This window comes from Pandoraea apista (assembly GCF_001465595.2).
Classification (GTDB): domain Bacteria; phylum Pseudomonadota; class Gammaproteobacteria; order Burkholderiales; family Burkholderiaceae; genus Pandoraea; species Pandoraea apista.
Window position 1 is genome coordinate 5,400,377 of the sequence record NZ_CP013481.2, and the last position, 17,529, is coordinate 5,417,905.

Here is a 17,529-nt window from a genome sequence, read left to right on the forward strand (position 1 = left end):
AGCGCGACACGGCGCGCCCCGCGGCTTCCGTGGCTTCCGAGCGATCCCCGGGCCAGACTGCCACGGTCCCGGGCGGCTGGCTCGAGCGCCGCTTCGCCATCGCCGGACGGGGCTCCAGCGTGCGCACCGAAGTTCTGGCCGGCATCACCACATTTCTCGCTGCCGCCTATCTGCTGGTCGTCATTCCGTCGCTGCTCGCCACGGGCGGCATGGATCGCGGCGCGGCCACCACGGCCGTCATGCTGGTCTTCGTGCTGTTCTCGGTGCTGATGGGTTTCTACGCGAACCTGCCGTTCGTCGTCGGACCGGGCATCGGCGGGTCGGTCATCGTGGGTGTGACGCTCGCCGCTACCGAACACGTGGCCTGGCAGACCGGCATCGCCATCGCCTTCCTGTCCGGCGTGTTGTTCCTTTTGCTGACGGTGATCGGCGCACGCAGTGTGGTGGCACGCCTGATTCCCACGGCCATCAAGCTCGGTCTGGGGGCGTCCATCGGCTTGTTCATTGCAGTGCTCGGCGTGCGCAATGCGGGCATGGTCGTGGCCAACGCCAAGACCAATGCGTTTGCGCTGGGCGACTTCAGCAAGCCGGGCACGATCGTCGCACTGATCGGCCTGGGCACCGCCGTGCTGCTGCAAGGCCGCAAGGTCCCGGGCGCCATTCTCTGGTCGATTCTGGTCGCGGCGGTGGCCGGTGTGCCGCTGGGTGTGACCAGGTTGCCCGAGTCGTTCATCTCGCTGCCGCACAGCATTGCGCCGGTGGCATTTCAACTCGACTTGCGCAGTGCGCTGACGATTGCGTCGCTGCCGTATCTGTTCGCCTTCTTCGCTGCCGAGTTCTTCTCGACGCTGGGGACTACGCTCGCGGTCGGTGGCAAGGCGGGGTTGCTCGACGAGCACGGCAACATGGAGAACATCAACCGTCCGTTTCTTGTCGATTCCATTGCCGCGACAGGCGGTGCATTGCTGGGCATTCCCGCGCTGACGGCGCTGGTCGAGTCGGCGGCGGGTGTCGAAGCCGGGGGCCGCACCGGTCTCACGTCGATTGCCGCTGCCGTGATGTTCGCGCTGATGTGCTTCTTCGTGCCGGTTGCGCTGGCCATTCCGAAGGAAGCCACGGCGCCCGCGCTGATCCTGATCGGCCTGTCGATGTTCAGCACGATCCGCCATGTGCCGTTCGACGATTTCAGCGACGCGTTCCCCGTGCTGGCGATGGTGTTGCTCACACTGCTCTCGAACAGCTTCGGCACCGGTATTGCGGGCGGTTTGTTGTGCTACGTGCTGGTCAAGGCGCTGATGGGCCGCTTCAAGGAATTGCCGTGGGGACTGTATGTGCTGGCGCTGCCGCTGGCGTATTACTTCTGGACAGTCGTGGGACGCCATTGAGCGGCACGCCGCTCGCCCGGCAGATGCCCCGTCTGCCGGTGTATTCAAGAGAAGACTAGACGTGATGACAGAGACACCGGGCCACGTGCCCGCCGCACGCACCGGCGTGCAGATTCAGGAGGCGCATCGCACGTTCTTCCACGCGATGCCGAAAGTTGAATTGCATTGCCATTTGTTGGGCGCGGTGCGTCACGACACGTTCGTGGCGCTTGCGCAGAAGTCGAACGCGCCGCTCGCCCGGGCGGAGATCGACGCCTTTTACACGCGCGGGGAGAAGCCCGTCGGGGTGTTGCGCGTGCTGCGCGCGCTCGATGAGCACCTGCTGAGCACACCCGACGATCTGCATCGCATCGCCTACGAATACCTGGCCGACGCCGCGGCGCACAACGTACGCTACAGCGAGTTCTTCTGGAACCCGACGGGCACTGTGCGCACCTCCGGCATTCCCTACGCGAGCGCCCAAGACGCCATCGTTGCCGCCATTCACGATGCCGGGCGCGATCACGGCATCGTTGGCCGTCTCGTACCGAGTATCGACCGGGAAGCCGATCCGCGCGAAGCCGTCGAGATGGTGGAGTGGATGCGCGAGCATCGTGCCGACGAAGTCATCGGCATCGGTATCGACTATCGCGAGAACGACCGGCCGCCCGAACTGTTCTGGAAGGCGTATCGCAATGCGCGTCTGGCGGGATTCAAGACCACGGCGCATGCGGGCGAATTCGGCATGCCCTGGACGAATGTCGAAACGGCCGTCGAACTGCTCAAGTGCGACCGCATCGATCACGGCTACACGGTTGTCGACGCCCCGGACTTCGCGCGCGAATGCGCCGAGCGCGGCATCGTCTTCACGGTAGTGCCGACCAACTCGTATTACCTGCGCACACTCACGCCGGAACGCTGGGCGGAGGATCACCCGATTCGCCGCATGCCGGGCCTCGGCCTCAAGCTGCATCCGAACACCGACGACCCGACGCTGCACAAGGTCAATCCCGCACAGGCGTGGGAGCTGATGTACAGCCACTTCGGCTTCTCGCTCGACGAGTTGCGCGGCTTCATGCACAACGGCCTCGACGGCGCATGGATCGACGACAGCACACGCCGTGAGTGGCGCCGGAGCTTCGCGGCGGAATTCGACACAGCGCGCGATACGCTCACCCGGACGCTGGCGGCCTGACGCCTCTGCAACCGCGCTTTTCCTTGGTCTCACCCGACCTTAAGCCGCCTTCGGGCGGCTTTTTTTCGGGCCGCGTTCACGCATTCCGCGAACGCAAAAAAGCCGGCCTGGGCGGGCCGGCAGCGTCGCATCGCTTGGGGTCGATGCGTCAGCGCAACTTACGAGCGGTTGTCCTGATCGAGCAGGTTGCGTCCGGTCAGTTGAGCACGCACGTCGGCGCGCGTCAGCGAATCGGCCGGCGCAGCCTTTTGTGCTTGTGCAGCCGCAATCAGCGGCGTGCCGGTTTCGACCTGATTCAGTTGACCGTTGGCGCTGGCTTGCGCCAGTTCGCTACGCACTTCGGCGCGAGAGACCTGACTTTGCGCAGCGACTTGCAGGTCGGAAACGTTGTTGTCGTAACGCGCATCAGCGAAAGCCGAGGCCGATACGAACGAAGCGGCGGCGACAACGGCGGCAAGGATACGGGTGTTCATGGTGAGACTCCTGTCATTAGTTGATAACGTCTTGATCAGCTAGCGTTCGGGGCATCGGCAGCAGAGGTGTCGGAAGACGCTTCGTTTTGCTGCGTTGCGGTGTCCGTCGCGTTGGCATGGATGAATCTTAGGGAAAACCCGTGGTTTTTTCGCAACTGAGCGTCTACAAAACGCAACCGATCGTCCGATTCGAAAAAACTATTGAAAATCAACCGGTTAATGCCGATAAAACAGCTAAATGGCACATGCATGGCACGCACCGGGCAGCGATTCGACGGGAAATGCCGCGCTGTGCAATAGCTTGTTTGTTCGGATGGGGTTTATTGCAGGGTGTGACAGCAGTAGAGTGACAACATCAAGTCAGCCGGCATCGTGAGTCGCCAGGTGCGCCGCACCGCGAACGAGTCCGGTTCGTACAGGAGCAATACCATGGCTGCCCTCGGCTCTTTCCTCCTTCTGGCGTGCGCCTCGCTGCTCACCGCGTCTTATCTTCGCAGCCGTGCCGAGCGCACGCGCCGTCAGCAGGCGCGGGTGACGCGTCGCTGATCCGGCCGCCCCGGCCAACGTTTCCGCACACGTTTCCCACGCTTCCATTGAGTCGGTTGGGTCGCGCATTCTTGTTGATTTGCGCGACAAATCGACGAATCGGCGTCTCCGACGTTTCATTATTTCGTTTTCAGCAATGCGTCCTTCCTCGGGATCGCATTTTTCTCCTTCGCACGCGAGCGTAGATTGGCGGCAATGACGGCGCCCACGGTGGACGTCTCGCCAGACAGGAGAAATGAAAATGAAACAAGTTCTGATCGCTTCGGCCTTGGTTGCCGCATGTCTCACGGCAGGTGCCGCTAGCGCCGCCGAGAATTCGCAATCGGCGGCTCAGCCGCAGCAAAGCCAGCAACAAGCGCAAGCTCAGGTGCAGACGCAAGCCCAGCCGGGCCCTGTGGCCGCCGCAGCGCAAACGTCGACGGTTGCACCGGTGTATGAAGTGCCGGGCCGCGTGAACCGCGCCGGTTCGATCTACTTCGGTCAGTAAGTCGTCGCAAAAAAACGGCAAGCCGGGGAGCCATCCGCCGGCCTGCCGTGCGCCCGGTTCACCGGGACCGCTCCTTCCCGTTTTTCACGCCGTTTCTCCCGTTTCTCCCGCCCCTCCCGACGCCCTCCGGCCTTCTTAATAGGTCCCAATAGGTCCGCTTCATCGCCGCCGTACACACGGCAGACAGGCACCCCACCACCAGCACATAGACGGCGTTCCACCATGGCCGATGTCCGCCGTATTCGAGCAGCGTTGCCGCCCACACCGGTGAGAACCTGTTCCACTGCGCCTTCTGTTGATGCGCCGGGCGTTTGTCTCCTGGATGTCTCGATGCCACGCGGACATCGGTTCGTCACGCGGCTGTTTTTGATAATGGGTGCTGCGGGGACCGCGGGTAACACGCGAAAACACGCATGCGCGCAAACGCACGCGATCACGGCGGCGGCCTGTCGGTCAGACCACCGCGCCAATGAAGTTGCGCCCTCTCGGACCCTCGAGCGCGGCGGCGATCATGGCATTGGATTCGGGCTCGGTCACGCCATACGCCGCGAATTCGGTGGCCACGCCCAAGCCGTTGAGAAACACGGTGAGCTTGTCCGGCGCATTCGCAATATCGCCGTCGAACACCCGCGCCAGCACCGCATCGCGATCGGCACGGCGGCCAATGGCCAGCCGCATCACCTCCGGCAATGTGAACGAACACGCAATGCCGTGCGGCAAGCCGTGACGAATCGTCATGTCGTAAGAAATCGAATGGGCCAGCGCGGTCTTCGTGTTCGAGAACGCCATGCCCGCCTGCAACGCAGCGAGCGCCGCCTGAGCCCGTAGATCCTCGTCGTCGAGCGACGCCATGAGCCTTGGCAGCACGCGCATCATGTCGCGCGCCGCGCTCACGGCGAAGGTGTCGGAGATCGGATTGGCGTTCACGTTCCAGATCGCTTCCAGCGCATGCGAGAGGGCGTCCAGACCGCTTTGCAACGTGACGGCACGCGGCAGAGAGCGCGTCAGGCGCGGATCGACGATGGCCGCCTCCGGCCACGTTTCGGGCAGATGCAGCGAGTATTTCTTGCGCTTCACGTGGCGATCCCACAGCGTGGCCCACGGCGTGACTTCGCTGCCGGTCCCCGCCGTCGTGGGCACGGTAATCAGGCGCTTCGTACGCGCAGGCCGGAAGGTCACGCCGGCATCGAGCGCGTCGACAAGCGTGGCGAAGCGGTCGTCGTCACCCGCCACCATCAGCAGCTTGGCCGTGTCGAGCGCGCTGCCGCCGCCCAACGCCACGATCACTTCGCATTGCCCGTAGCGTCGCCAGAAGTCTCCGTACATCGGTGCGAGTTCGCGCACGTCCGGATTCGGACTGACCTGATCGATCACTCCGGCGAGGCGATGTCCGAGCAGCGCTTCGATCTGCCCGGTCATGCCCAGCGCGCGGGCTTCGGGCATGGTGACCAGCACCGCGCGGCGATTGCCGACCCGCTCTGGCAAGTGGGCGAGAGCGCCGGCGCCGAAGTGAACGTCGACCGGGTTGTGGAAACGTGAACGTGCAGTCATGGTGAGGAGAGTGCCGCCGCGCCCGCAGGCGTTGCGATCGGTTGACGAAGATTGAGCTGGATTATGGTGAGCGCCGTCCTATACTTCCAATTCACATTTTTTGTTCGATGTATTGATAAAACCTATATCTCGTCACCGGAGCGTCATCGATGCGGATTACTCAATTGCGTTCGTTCCACGCGGTAGCGCGCCACGGCAGCGTGACGCGCGCCGCACAAGCGCTGCATGTGAGTCAACCCACGATGACCACGCAAATTCGTGCGTTGGAAGAGACCTACGGCGTAGAACTGTTCTACCGGCACGGGCGCGGGCTGACGCTCACCCCGACGGGCAAGGCGCTATACGCCGTGAGTCTGCGCATCTTCGCCGACGAGGCCGAAGCGCTGGGTCTGCTCAAGGAGCATGGCGGGTTACGCACAGGAGAGTTGCGTCTGGGGGCTGTTGGCCCCCATCACGTCATGGAGATCGTGGCCGCCTTCCAGCCGCGCTACCCCGGCATGCGCATTTCGATGCGTCCGGGCAATTCGGAAGAGATGATCGAGAGTCTGCTGGCGTATCGCACCGACGTGGCGGTGCTCGCGCGCTACTACGACGACGCACGGCTGCATGTCGTGCCTTATCGCACGCATCCGGTCGTGCTGCTGGTACCGCGCGCGCATCCGTTGGCGCGGCGGCACAGCGTGAAGCTCGCCGAGTTGGCCAACGTACCGATGCTCATGCGCGAGCCGGGATCGACCACGCGTCACGCCTTCGAAGTCGCGTTGCAGGCTGCCGGCGTCACGCCGACGGTCGCCATGGAGATCGGCAGCCGCGAAGCCATTCGCGAGGCGGTGATGCTGGGACTGGGAATTGCCGCAGTGTCGGCACGTGAGCACACCCCCGACGAACGGCTGGCCACGGTGTCGATCAGCGATGCGCGCGTGGAGACAACGACCGTCGTGGTGTGTCTGGCGGAACGGCGCGAGTCGCGCGCGATTGCGGCGTTTCTGGAGGTGGTGGCGGGGTTGGTGTGATGCCTGAGGCCCAACGCAGAGGCAATGCGAGGGCAGCGCCCGACGGGCTGCCCTCGACGCTGACGCACGATCCGCGTGTTTCGCCTTAGTTGCCTACACCGCCTTATCCGCGGTGTCCGTTACAGATATTGGCTTGCCGCCAGCACGACGGCCGAGGCCACAAGACAGTAGATGCCGAACAGATACCAGCGGCCATGTTCGAGCCAGCGCGACAGCCAGCGCAGGGCCACCAGACCGGCGAGGAAGCTGAACACCATCCCCACGAGACTCGGCGTGAGCACCGTCATGTAGTGGCCCGAGAAGGTTTGTGCGCCACCCGACTTGTACAGACGGTAAGCCTCTTTGACGATCACCGGCGGCGTCAGCACTACAGCCAGCGCGAAGCTGAATTCCTCGACACGCACCTTATCGAGCCCGCGCAGCATGCCGGTCGAGATGGTCGAGCCCGAGCGCGAAAACCCACGGAAGGGCAGGCAGACACCCTGTACCGCGCCGATCCAGGCGGAGTCTGCACCGCGCATCGGCCGGTCGCCCATCGGCGCACGCCGCATGCCGGAGATCAGAATCAGAATCCCCGCCATCGCGAGACCGGCCGAAATGATGTACATGTTGCCGAACAGATGCTCGATCTCGGAATGCTGAGTCCCTCGCATCAACACCTTCTCGATGAAGAACATCAGCGCCAGCCCGATCACGCCAGTGAAGGCCGTTGCGATAATCACCTGCTTGGCGTTGTGAATGAAGTCGTACTTCGACGAGAAATAACGTTCGCGCCACGACTTCCAGAAATAAACGATGACGGCGAGCATCGTGCCGGTGTGGAGCATGACCAGCAACAGCGTCATCTCGGGTGCCGACGGGTCGAGCCCCATGAGCTTCTCGGCCATGATGACGTGTGCCGAACTCGACACGGGGAGCAACTCGGCCACGCCCTGCACAATGGCGAGCACGAGCACTTGCAGATAATCCATGCGTAATCCTTGTGAAATGGGCAAGGACAGTACGCCGGGATCGTGACATTTTCGTGACAGTCACATGACGCCGGCACCGGTTGCCTGCCCTCAACCGGCTGCCGCGAATGATACCTCGTCAGAGTTGGCAGGAAATGAGGTCTTGGATCCGCAGGCGGATCAGGCCGCCAGACGGCCCAGCGCCTGATCGAGATCCGCCAGCAGATCGTCGATATGCTCGATGCCGATCGACAAACGCACTGTCTCTTCGCTCACCCCGGCCTTGCGCAGTTCGTCCGGCGAGAGCTGACGGTGCGTGGTCGATGCCGGGTGCGTAGCGAGCGACTTGGCGTCGCCGATGTTGACGAGGCGCGTGAAGAGTTGCAGCGCGTCCTGAAACGCGGCGCCCGCCGGTCGTCCACCTTTGACACCGAAGGTCAGAATGCCCGGGCCGCGTCCGGACAGGTAGCGTTCCACGAGGGCATGGTCCGGATGCTCGGGCAGCCCCGCGTAGTTCACCCATTCCACCTTCGGATGCGTCTTCAGGAACTGCGCGACCTTCAGCGCGTTCTCGGTAATGCGGTCAAGACGCAGGGCCAGCGTTTCGATGCCTTGCAGGATCTGGAACGCATTGAAGGGCGAGATGGCGGCGCCGGTATTACGCAGCGGTACCACGCGGGCGCGTCCGATATACGCCGCCGGTCCGAATGCCTCGGTGTACACCACGCCGTGATAACTCACATCCGGCTCGTTCAGGCGTTTGAATCGCACCTTGTGATCGGCCCACGGGAATTTTCCGGAGTCGACGATGGCGCCCCCCAGACTCGTGCCGTGACCGCCCAGATACTTTGTGAGCGAATGCACGACGATATCTGCGCCGTGCTCGAAGGGACGCAGCAGATAGGGCGACGGCACCGTGTTGTCGATGATGAGCGGAATACCGTGACGGTGCGCGATCTCTGCCAGCTTCGCGATATCGGTGATGTTGCCCAGCGGATTGCCGACCGACTCGGCGAAGATCGCCTTGGTGTTCGCATCGATGAGCGGCTCGAAGGATTCCGGCTCGCGCGGATCGGCAAAGCGCGTGGTAATGCCCGAGAGCGGCAGCGTGTGTGCCAGGAGGTTGTAGGTGCCGCCGTACAACGTGCTCGCGGCCACAATGTTGTCGCCCGCCTCGGCAATCGTCTGAATGGCGTAAGTGACGGCCGCCTGCCCGGACGCCAACGCCAGCGCTGCCACACCGCCTTCGAGCGCCGCAACGCGCTGTTCAAGCACGTCCTGCGTGGGGTTCATGATGCGCGTGTAGATGTTGCCCGGCACCTTGAGGTCGAAAAGATCGGCGCCGTGCTGCGTATCGTCGAAGGCGTAGGCCACCGTCTGGTAGATCGGCACGGCCACGGCGCGCGTGGTCGGGTCAGGGCGATAGCCACCATGCACGGCGAGCGTCTCGAGACGCCACCGAGGGGCTTGCGGCGAGGCTTGGGTTTTGTCGGTCTTGGCTGCGTTGTCGGTCATGTCGAATGTCTCCGGATAAACATGCCATTTCATTGGCGAAGCGATTTTGTTAGGTATCCAATGGCATTCTAATCGGTGGCCGGATTCGGACTTATCTCCGATGGGAAGATGCTTAGCGACACGCGGCGCGCAACCATTCGTAATATGACGCGCAACACGGGCGCTATCGGGTGTATGTCCGGCTGGCTATACTCGTTCGCACATGTCGCGGCGACTTACGGGAGACGCATTGCCATGACCGTCAGCTTCAGAGGTCTTACGGAACTTACGAATCTTTCGGGTCGCGTATCAGACCGCCTCTCTCACGATTTCCCCCATCGTTTTGCACGACGCGCGACGTCGTCACTAGCCGTCGCGCTCGTCTGCCTGTCGTTCGGATGGCTCGGCAACGCGTTCGCACAGGAGAAAGTGAGCCTCCCGTCGCTGGACACGGACAGCCGCGGCGCGCCGGTGATGATCGACGCCTACCTGTTCCGCGCGTCCAATGCCACGGGCCCCACACCCGCAGTCGTGTTCATGCATGGCTGCAACGGTATGTTCACGCGCAAAGGCAAGATCGACAGCCGCGAACTCGACTGGGCACATCGGCTCAACGCACAGGGGTACGCGGTGCTGGCCGTGGACAGCTTCACCTCGCGCGCGCAGCCCAGCGAGTGTGCCCGGGGCGGGCCGGTGCGGCCGTCGGTGGAGCGACCCCGTGATGCCTACGGGGCGTTGCGCTACTTGCAAAGCTTGCCTGGCATCCAGCCGGATCGTATTGCGTTGATGGGCTGGTCGCACGGTGGCGGTACGGTTTTGTTCTCCATCGGCCCGGCGAGTCCCGGACGAGTGCGGGATGCCAAACCGGCGCCGGACTTTGTCGCGGCCATTGCGTTCTATCCCGGCTGGTGCAACGCGAAGGCGCAGGGTCCCGACTGGTCGACGCACATTCCGTTGCTGCTGCTCACCGGCGCCGACGACGTCTGGTCGAAGCCCGCCCCTTGCGACGCCTTCGTGCAAGAGGCAACGGCACATGGCGCACCGATCACTTTCCACCTATACCCGGGTGCCGTACACGACTTCGACTATCCGAATCTGCCCGTGCGCAGCCGACCGGAATTCACCAATCCGCGCACCCACGTCGTGCCGATCACGGGCACCCAGCCGGAAGCACGAGACGATGCCATTGCGCGCGTGACGGCATTTCTTGCGAAGGCATTCGGGAAGTAATTCGCTGCGCAATCAGGTAAGGTTTCGGCGGCTTCGCGCAGAGATGTCCGCCTGGCGGTCGTTTCCGCCGGATACGACGAAACTTACCCACCGGAAATCCACAGCTTGATCACAGAAAAACCATGGATCTCCACAGGAAATCCACTGACTTGTCCCCGGGTTACGCAAGGGATATCCACTGGTTATCCCAAAGCGTTAGACGACTTTTCCCCTGACTATCCACCGGCTATCCCCTTGTCGTCCACAGGCTTGCCCACAGGGGTATCACAGCTTGCACACAGGGTTATCGACAGACTTGTCCACAGTCGTTGCGCGAACGAAATCGACGCACAAAACAAAATCGGCCGCTAAAAATTGCGGCCGATTTGTCATCGGAGACTGCTACCCGGAGTCGCGATACGCCCTAGCGGCGCTGGCTCACGGGGGTACAGCAAGTGCAGCGACAAGTCGCGGGATTTAGCTACCGAAGTACGTGCTGCCGGCCTGCGCAATGCTATCGACCGAACCCGAGGTGACAACGGCAGTTGCGCCGCCGACCTTGCCAACCGCCTTCGGATAGACCGAATCGTGTTGTTGCAGCAGACCGGCTTGCTGGGCTTGCGCGAGGTCTTCGCGGACCTGTACGCGTGTCAGCACGCTGGTTTGGGGGACCCACGAAAATTCCGACGGACCGTCGAAAGCGTCGCTGGCAAAAGCCGAGCCGGCAGACACAGCCAACATGGCGGAAACCAGGGCAGAGGTAATAAGAGTGCGTTTCATGGTGTTTTCTCCTGTCTGTTTGAGCCGGCGATGTTCAATTCATCGTCGACAGTTGCAGTCTATTGCCACCATCAATCGCAATAAAGTCGATAGTTGTCTATTTTGAATTTCTTTTTTTGAAATAATAAGAGCGAAAAATTGCCGCCACACAAAATGAAAGTGTGCACACACTTCAATTGGGAACTTTGCAGGCGCTGTGCTATGGGAGGGTGCATAGAGGGACGAGAGAAAAATATACGGCGCCGTATACAAAATGCCTTCCCGCCAAAGGAAAACGGGACGCCATCAGGCGTCCCGCAGATGGCCCGTGTTGCGCGAGCCGAGGGGTGGATCGACCGGGGAGGCGTCCGGCTACTTCGCCGTGGCAGCTTCCTCCGACGTCGCTGTCGATGCCGTCAAGGCCGCGGAGTGCGCGAGCACCGGTTTGAGCGCAATACCGGTATGACTTGCGGCGACCTCGGTCAGCGCATCGGGTGAGGTTGCCGCCACCACGGCCCCACCGTTCTTGCCGCCTTCCGGCCCCATGTCGACGATCCAGTCGGCTTCGGCAATCACGTCGAGGTTGTGCTCGATGACCACGACGGTATGCCCGCCATTCACCAACCGGTGCAAGACATTGATAAGTCGCGCCACGTCAGCCATGTGAAGACCGACGGTCGGTTCGTCAAGCACGTAAAGGGTGTGCGGCGATTTCTGCCCGCGACGCGTGACGTCGTCACGCACCTTGGTCAACTCCGTCACCAGCTTGATACGCTGCGCTTCGCCACCCGACAGCGTCGGCGATGGCTGACCCAGCGTGAGGTAGCCGAGCCCAACGTCCTGCATCAGTTGCAACGGATGCGCGATGCTTGGCATAGACGCAAAGAACTCGACGGCTTCGTCCACTTCCATCGTCAGCACGTCGCCGATGCTCTTGCCGCGCCAGGTGACAGCCAACGTCTCGGCGTTGAAGCGCTGACCGTGACAGACATCGCAAAGCACCTTCACGTCGGCAAGGAAACTCATGCCGATGGTGCGCACGCCTTGCCCTTCGCACGCGGGACAACGCCCCTCGCCCGTATTGAACGAGAAGCGCGACGCCGCGTAACCCCGCGCTCGGGCTTCCAGCGTATCGGCAAACAAACGCCGAATCGTGTCCCAGAAGCCGATGTACGTGGCTGGACACGAGCGCGGTGTTTTGCCGATGGGCGTCTGATCGACTTCGAGCACACGATCGATCGTCTCCCAGCCGGTCACCGACTCGCAGCCGTGCCACGCGTGAACCACCGGACGGCGCGGCTCTGCGGCGGCCTCCGAGGTCGCACGCGGCTTGCCGTCTGCCTTCACGGCGTGACGCACCGTGCCTTTGCGGGCACGGCGCTCGGCCGGTGACGACAACACCGAGCGTCCCACCGCATCGAGCAGATTCGTCATCAGCACATCGCGTGCGAGCGTCGATTTGCCCGACCCCGAAACACCGGTAATCGCAGTGAGCCGCGATAACGGCAACGACGCCGTCACATGCTTCAGGTTATGCAGCGTCGCCCCATGCACCGTCAGCCAGTTCGGCGGTACTGCCTCGACACCCTTGGCGGGTGCGATCACCTCGCGGCGCGGTTGAATCGGATGCAGCAACGGATGCGCCAGGAACTTGCCGGTAAGCGACTCGGGATGCGCCGCCAGATCGGCCACGCTACCCTGAGCCACGAGCGTACCGCCGCGCTTGCCTGCGCCCGGGCCGATATCGATGATGTGGTCCGCACGGCGAATCGTGTCCTCGTCGTGTTCGACCACGACCAGCGTGTTGCCCTGATCGCCCAGCTTTCGCAACGCGCCGAGCAGAATGCCGTTATCGCGCGGGTGCAAACCGATGGTCGGCTCGTCCAGCACATAGCAAACGCCTTGCAGGTTGCTGCCCAGTTGCGCCGCCAGACGAATGCGCTGCGACTCGCCCCCAGAGAGCGTCGGCGCTGCGCGGTCCAGCGTGAGGTAGCCGAGCCCGACTTCCTCCAGAAATTCCAGCCTCCCCTGAATCTCGCTGATCAGATCGCGCGCAATGCTTGCGTCGCGGCCGCGAAGTTCGAGTCGCTGAATCCATTCGCGCACGTCGCTCACGGTCCACTGGGCGACGTCGGAGATCGCGTGTTCGTCGAACGTCACAGCGCGAGCGACCGTATTGAGGCGCGCGCCGTGACAGTCCGGACACGGCTGATCGCCCACGCCTTCCGGCTCCTGCTCTTCCGACGGCAGCGAATGCTCGCGCCCCCGATTGTCCTGATTGAGTACGGTGTCGTCGAAGGCTTCGCGCTGTTCACGCGTGAGCGCAAGACCTGTACCCACGCACGTCGAACACCAGCCATGCTTGCTGTTGAACGAGAACATGCGAGGATCGAGATCGGGATAACTCGTGCCGCACACCGGGCACGCACGCTTGACCGAGAACACCTCGATCTCGCCCACGCCTTCGCCCGGCTGTTCGTTGGCCATCGTGTCGCCAAGCCCGTCGAGCGGCGCAAGCAAATGCATGACGCCCTTGCCCAATTCGAGCGCCGCCGCCAGCAACGTGCGCAGCAGCCCTTCGTTCTCGGGTGTGATCACCACATCGCCCACCGGCAGTTCGATGGTGTGTTCGCGGAATCGGTCGAGCTTCGGCCAAGGGTCGACCGACAGGAACACGCCATCCACACGCAAATGCGAATGTCCGCGTGCCTTGGCCCACTTCGCCAGATCGGTATAGATCCCCTTGCGGCCCACCACCAGCGGGGCGAGCAACCCCACATGCTGGCCGCGACGGTCGCGCATCAATTGCGCGACGATCGAATCCGGACTCTGCGCCGTGACAGGCGCGCCGTCATGGATACAGTGCTGAATGCCAAGCTTGACGTACAGCAGACGCAGGAAGTGCCAGACCTCTGTGGTGGTTGCAACGGTACTCTTGCGCCCGCCGCGCGACAGGCGCTGTTCGATGGCGACGGTCGGCGGAATACCGTACACGGCATCGACTTCCGGGCGCCCTGCGGGCTGCACGATGGATCGCGCATAGGCATTGAGCGATTCGAGATAGCGACGCTGCCCTTCATTGAAGAGAATGTCGAACGCGAGCGTCGACTTGCCCGACCCCGAAACGCCGGTAATCACGCTGAACTTACCGCGCGGAATCGCCACGTCGAGCGACTTCAGATTGTGCTCGCGGGCATTGATGATACGAATGTCGTCGCCCCCTGCCGGCTTGCGGTGCGCGCGTGCAGCGCGTAGCGCGGTTTGCAACGGCATGCCCGGATCGCCTGCGGATTTGGCCACCGCCACGGCCTGCCCCGGCGCGACCACCGTGCGTTCGTATTCGGCCAGGGCGCGACCGGTATGCGACCCTTCACACGCGACCACCTGCGCAAGCGTGCCCGCACACAGCACTTCGCCGCCCCCTTCGCCGCCTTCCGGGCCGAGGTCGATGATCCAGTCCGCAGCGCGCACCACATCGAGGTTGTGTTCGATAACGAGCAGCGAATTACCGCCGTCGAGCAACTTGCCGAACGCGCGCATGAGCTTGGCAATGTCGTCGAAGTGCAGCCCGGTCGTCGGCTCGTCGAAAATGAAGAGACGGCCGCGATGCGCGACCTTCTGTCCGCTCGCGGTCTTCTTCTGCGCGGCTTCCGCGAGGAAACCCGCCAGCTTCAGGCGCTGGGCCTCGCCGCCCGAGAGCGTCGGCACCGGCTGCCCCAGCTTCACATACTCCAGACCCACATCCACGATTGGCTGAAGGACACGCAGCACGTCGCGATCCGACGAGAACAGTTTGACAGCCTCGTTGACCGTCAGCTCGAGCACATCAGACACGCTCAATTCGCGCATCGCCTCACCCGGCACGGCGCGCTGAATCTTCACATCGAGCACTTCGGCGCGATAGCGCTTGCCGTCGCAATCCGGGCAACGCAGATACACATCGCTCAGGAACTGCATTTCAACGTGTTCGAAGCCCGAACCGCCGCAGGTCGGGCAACGTCCATTGCCGGAATTGAAGCTGAAGGTGCTCGCGGTGTAGCCGCGTTGCAGCGCCACCGGCTCGGCAGCGAACAGCTTGCGAATCTCGTCGAACGCGCCGACATAGCTCGCCGGATTCGAGCGCGCCGTCTTGCCGATGGGCGACTGATCGACGAACACCACGCCCGACAGTTGTTCGGCGCCGAGAAGTTCATCGTGTGCGCCCGGCGCTTCGGTCGGGTCGCCAAAGTGACGCGCCAATGCCGGATTCAGCACGTCCTGCACCAGCGTCGATTTGCCGGAGCCGGACACACCGGTCACACACACGAGCCGGCCGAGCGGAATCTCGACGTTGACATGCTTGAGGTTGTGCTCGCGAACACCGCTCAGCGTCAGACGCGGCGTGTCGGCCTCGACCGGGCGTGCGCGCCAGTTCGAGGCGTTCGCCACATGCTTGCGCCCGCCCAGGTAACTGCCGGTCAGCGTGTCGGCATGACGCACTTCCTCGGGCGTGCCGTCAAAAACAATCTGCCCGCCGCGCTCGCCCGGCCCGGGCCCCATGTCGATAACCCGATCGGCGGCAAGCATGACCGCCGGGTCATGCTCGACCACGACGAGCGTATTGCCGGCATCGCGCAGACGATGCATTGCGGCAACGATCCGGTCCATGTCGCGCGGATGCAGGCCGATACTCGGCTCGTCGAGCACGAAGAGCGTGTTGACGAGCGACGTGCCAAGCGCCGTCGTCAGATTGATACGTTGTACTTCGCCACCCGAGAGCGTGCGGCTCTGGCGATCGAGCGTGAGATAGCCGATGCCGACATCGCACAGATACTTCAGACGCGTGCCGACTTCTTCCTGCAACAGTTTGAGGGCGTCGTCGAGCAGGCTTGAGGGCAGGGTGAGCGAATCGAAGAACTGACGCACACGCGAAATCGGCATGAGCATCAGGTCGTGCATGGTGAGGCCCGGCAATGCTTCGAGTTGCTCGCGCGACCACGACACGCCGCGCGGCATGAAGCGCTGGGCAGGTGGCAGCACGGCGTCGGCGTTCTCTTTCGAGCCCAGACGCCACAGCAAGCCCTCAGTCTTCAGGCGAGCGCCGCCACACGTCTCGCACGTGGTGTAGCTGCGGTACTTCGAGAGCAGCACGCGAATGTGCATCTTGTACGCCTTCGACTCCAGATAGCCGAAGAAGCGGCGAATGCCGTACCACTGCTTGTTCCACTCGCCTTTCCAGTCGGCATCGCCTTCGATGACCCACTCGCGATGCTCGGGCGAGAGTTTCGACCAGGGGGTGTCGCGCGGAATACCGGCTTTGCCGGCGTACTCGAGCAGGTCGTCCTGAATCTCTTTCCACGCAGGCGTCTGAATGGTCTTGACCGCACCACCGCGCAACGTCTTGCGCTCGTCGGGAATCACCAGACCGAGATCGACACCGATCACCCGGCCGAAACCGCGACAGGCTTCGCATGCGCCATAGGCGGAGTTGAACGAGAAGAGCGCCGGTTGCGGGTCGGCGTAATGCAGATCGCTGTCGGGACAGTGCAGATCCTGCGAGTAGCGCCAGATGTCGGGCTCGCCTTCGTCGGCCAGCACGTAGACGTTCACGCGGCCGCGGCCGCGCTTGAGCGACGACTCGATGGCTTCCATCGCGCGCACTTTCTCGGTGTTCTGCAAGCGGAACCGGTCGGCGACGACATCGAGCACCTTGCGCGAGCCTTCCGCCGTTGTGACTTCACGTTCGGCCTGCACGCGCGTATAGCCGGATGCCGAGAGCCATTGCTCGACCTCATCCGCCGTCACGCTGCCCGGCAGTTCGACCGGGAAGGTGACGACCAGACGCGGATCGCCGTTGGCAGTGCGGGCCATCAGGTCGGCGTAGATGGTCTCGGGCGTGTCGTGACGCACCGGTTGCGCCGTCTCGCGATCAAACAGCGCCGCCGCGCGGGCGAACAGCAGTTTGAGGTGATCGTTGAGTTCGGTCATCGTGCCGACCGTCGAGCGCGAGCTGCGCACCGGGTTCGTCTGATCGATGGCGATGGCCGGCGGCACCCCTTCCACATGATCGACCTGCGGACGATCCATGCGGTCGAGGAACTGGCGGGCGTACGCACTGAAGGTTTCGACGTAGCGCCGCTGGCCCTCGGCAAACAGCGTGTCGAAGACGAGGCTCGACTTGCCGGAACCGGATGGACCGGTCACGACCGTCATCTCGCCGGTCTGCAGATCGACGTCGAGGTTCTTGAGATTGTGCTGGCGAGCGCCGCGAATGCGAATGGCGTGGCTGGCCGACGGGTCGGATTTCGGGGATGACTTGTCCACTTGGTATCAGGGCCGCTTGATTGACAATGAACAGCGTGAAGATAAACAGCGTGACGTCTGACAGCGCGCAAGCGCGCCTCGGGGGAACTACTCTATCAGGCCGGTACGACAGTCGCTGGCAGCATTCGCGCTTCGCTCGGCATGCAGCGATTGTACTGTATGTTTGTACAGCATTGTCGATTCCC

At 63.1% G+C, this 17,529-nt stretch carries 11 protein-coding genes; 5 read left to right on the forward strand and 6 right to left on the reverse strand.

Translation table 11 applies throughout. The features are described 5' to 3' along the window. Positions 1-29 precede the first annotated feature (29 nt). Together AT395_RS24420 and AT395_RS24425 are read left to right on the forward strand one after the other, a co-directional pair. Positions 30-1,385, forward strand: a complete 1,356-nt coding sequence (locus tag AT395_RS24420; RefSeq protein WP_042117633.1) for an NCS2 family permease — start codon at positions 30-32, stop codon at positions 1,383-1,385. Positions 1,386-1,449: 64 nt separating this feature from the next. Beyond that, positions 1,450-2,559, forward strand: a complete 1,110-nt coding sequence (locus AT395_RS24425; RefSeq protein ID WP_048628461.1) for an adenosine deaminase family protein — start codon at positions 1,450-1,452, stop codon at positions 2,557-2,559. Positions 2,560-2,717: 158 nt separating this feature from the next. Here AT395_RS24425 and AT395_RS24430 read toward each other — a convergent pair whose 3' ends face one another. Beyond that, positions 2,718-3,032: a DUF4148 domain-containing protein gene (locus AT395_RS24430; protein WP_042113787.1), complete on the reverse strand. Its 315-nt coding sequence runs from the start codon at positions 3,030-3,032 to the stop codon at positions 2,718-2,720. A gap of 787 nt (positions 3,033-3,819) precedes the next feature. On the opposite strand from AT395_RS24430, the gene AT395_RS24435 reads away from it, so the two are divergent. Further along, a complete protein-coding gene (locus AT395_RS24435) occupies positions 3,820-4,065 on the forward strand; it encodes a hypothetical protein (RefSeq protein ID WP_042113785.1) in 246 nt (81 codons plus the stop codon). Between the two features lie 453 nt (positions 4,066-4,518). Here AT395_RS24435 and psrA read toward each other — a convergent pair whose 3' ends face one another. Further along, on the reverse strand, positions 4,519-5,616 hold the full coding sequence (gene psrA / locus AT395_RS24445) for an iron-containing alcohol dehydrogenase PsrA (RefSeq protein ID WP_048628460.1): 1,098 nt from the start codon (positions 5,614-5,616) through the stop codon (positions 4,519-4,521). A 149-nt stretch (positions 5,617-5,765) separates the two neighbouring features. Between psrA and AT395_RS24450 the strand changes: the two genes are divergently transcribed. Then, positions 5,766-6,629 (forward strand): LysR substrate-binding domain-containing protein, encoded by an 864-nt coding sequence (locus AT395_RS24450; protein ID WP_048628459.1) that lies wholly within the window; start codon positions 5,766-5,768, stop codon positions 6,627-6,629. Between the two features lie 119 nt (positions 6,630-6,748). Here the strand turns inward: AT395_RS24450 and AT395_RS24455 are convergent, their stop codons facing one another. Together AT395_RS24455 and AT395_RS24460 are read right to left on the reverse strand one after the other, a co-directional pair. After that, a complete protein-coding gene (locus tag AT395_RS24455; protein WP_042113782.1) occupies positions 6,749-7,600 on the reverse strand; it encodes an undecaprenyl-diphosphate phosphatase in 852 nt (283 codons plus the stop codon). Positions 7,601-7,759: 159 nt separating this feature from the next. Continuing rightward, positions 7,760-9,094 (reverse strand): O-acetylhomoserine aminocarboxypropyltransferase/cysteine synthase family protein, encoded by a 1,335-nt coding sequence (locus AT395_RS24460; RefSeq protein WP_048628488.1) that lies wholly within the window; start codon positions 9,092-9,094, stop codon positions 7,760-7,762. A 234-nt stretch (positions 9,095-9,328) separates the two neighbouring features. Between AT395_RS24460 and AT395_RS24465 the strand changes: the two genes are divergently transcribed. Next, the gene (locus AT395_RS24465) at positions 9,329-10,303 is read left to right on the forward strand and encodes a dienelactone hydrolase family protein (protein ID WP_082164727.1); all 975 of its coding nucleotides are present in this window, start codon (positions 9,329-9,331) and stop codon (positions 10,301-10,303) included. A 456-nt stretch (positions 10,304-10,759) separates the two neighbouring features. On the opposite strand, the gene AT395_RS24470 is transcribed toward AT395_RS24465, so the two are convergent. Together AT395_RS24470 and uvrA are read right to left on the reverse strand one after the other, a co-directional pair. Further along, positions 10,760-11,062 (reverse strand): DUF4148 domain-containing protein, encoded by a 303-nt coding sequence (locus AT395_RS24470; RefSeq protein ID WP_072632911.1) that lies wholly within the window; start codon positions 11,060-11,062, stop codon positions 10,760-10,762. 351 nt (positions 11,063-11,413) lie between these two features. Next, positions 11,414-17,344, reverse strand: a complete 5,931-nt coding sequence (gene uvrA, locus AT395_RS24475; protein WP_048628458.1) for an excinuclease ABC subunit UvrA — start codon at positions 17,342-17,344, stop codon at positions 11,414-11,416. Between the last annotated feature and the right edge of the window lie 185 nt (positions 17,345-17,529).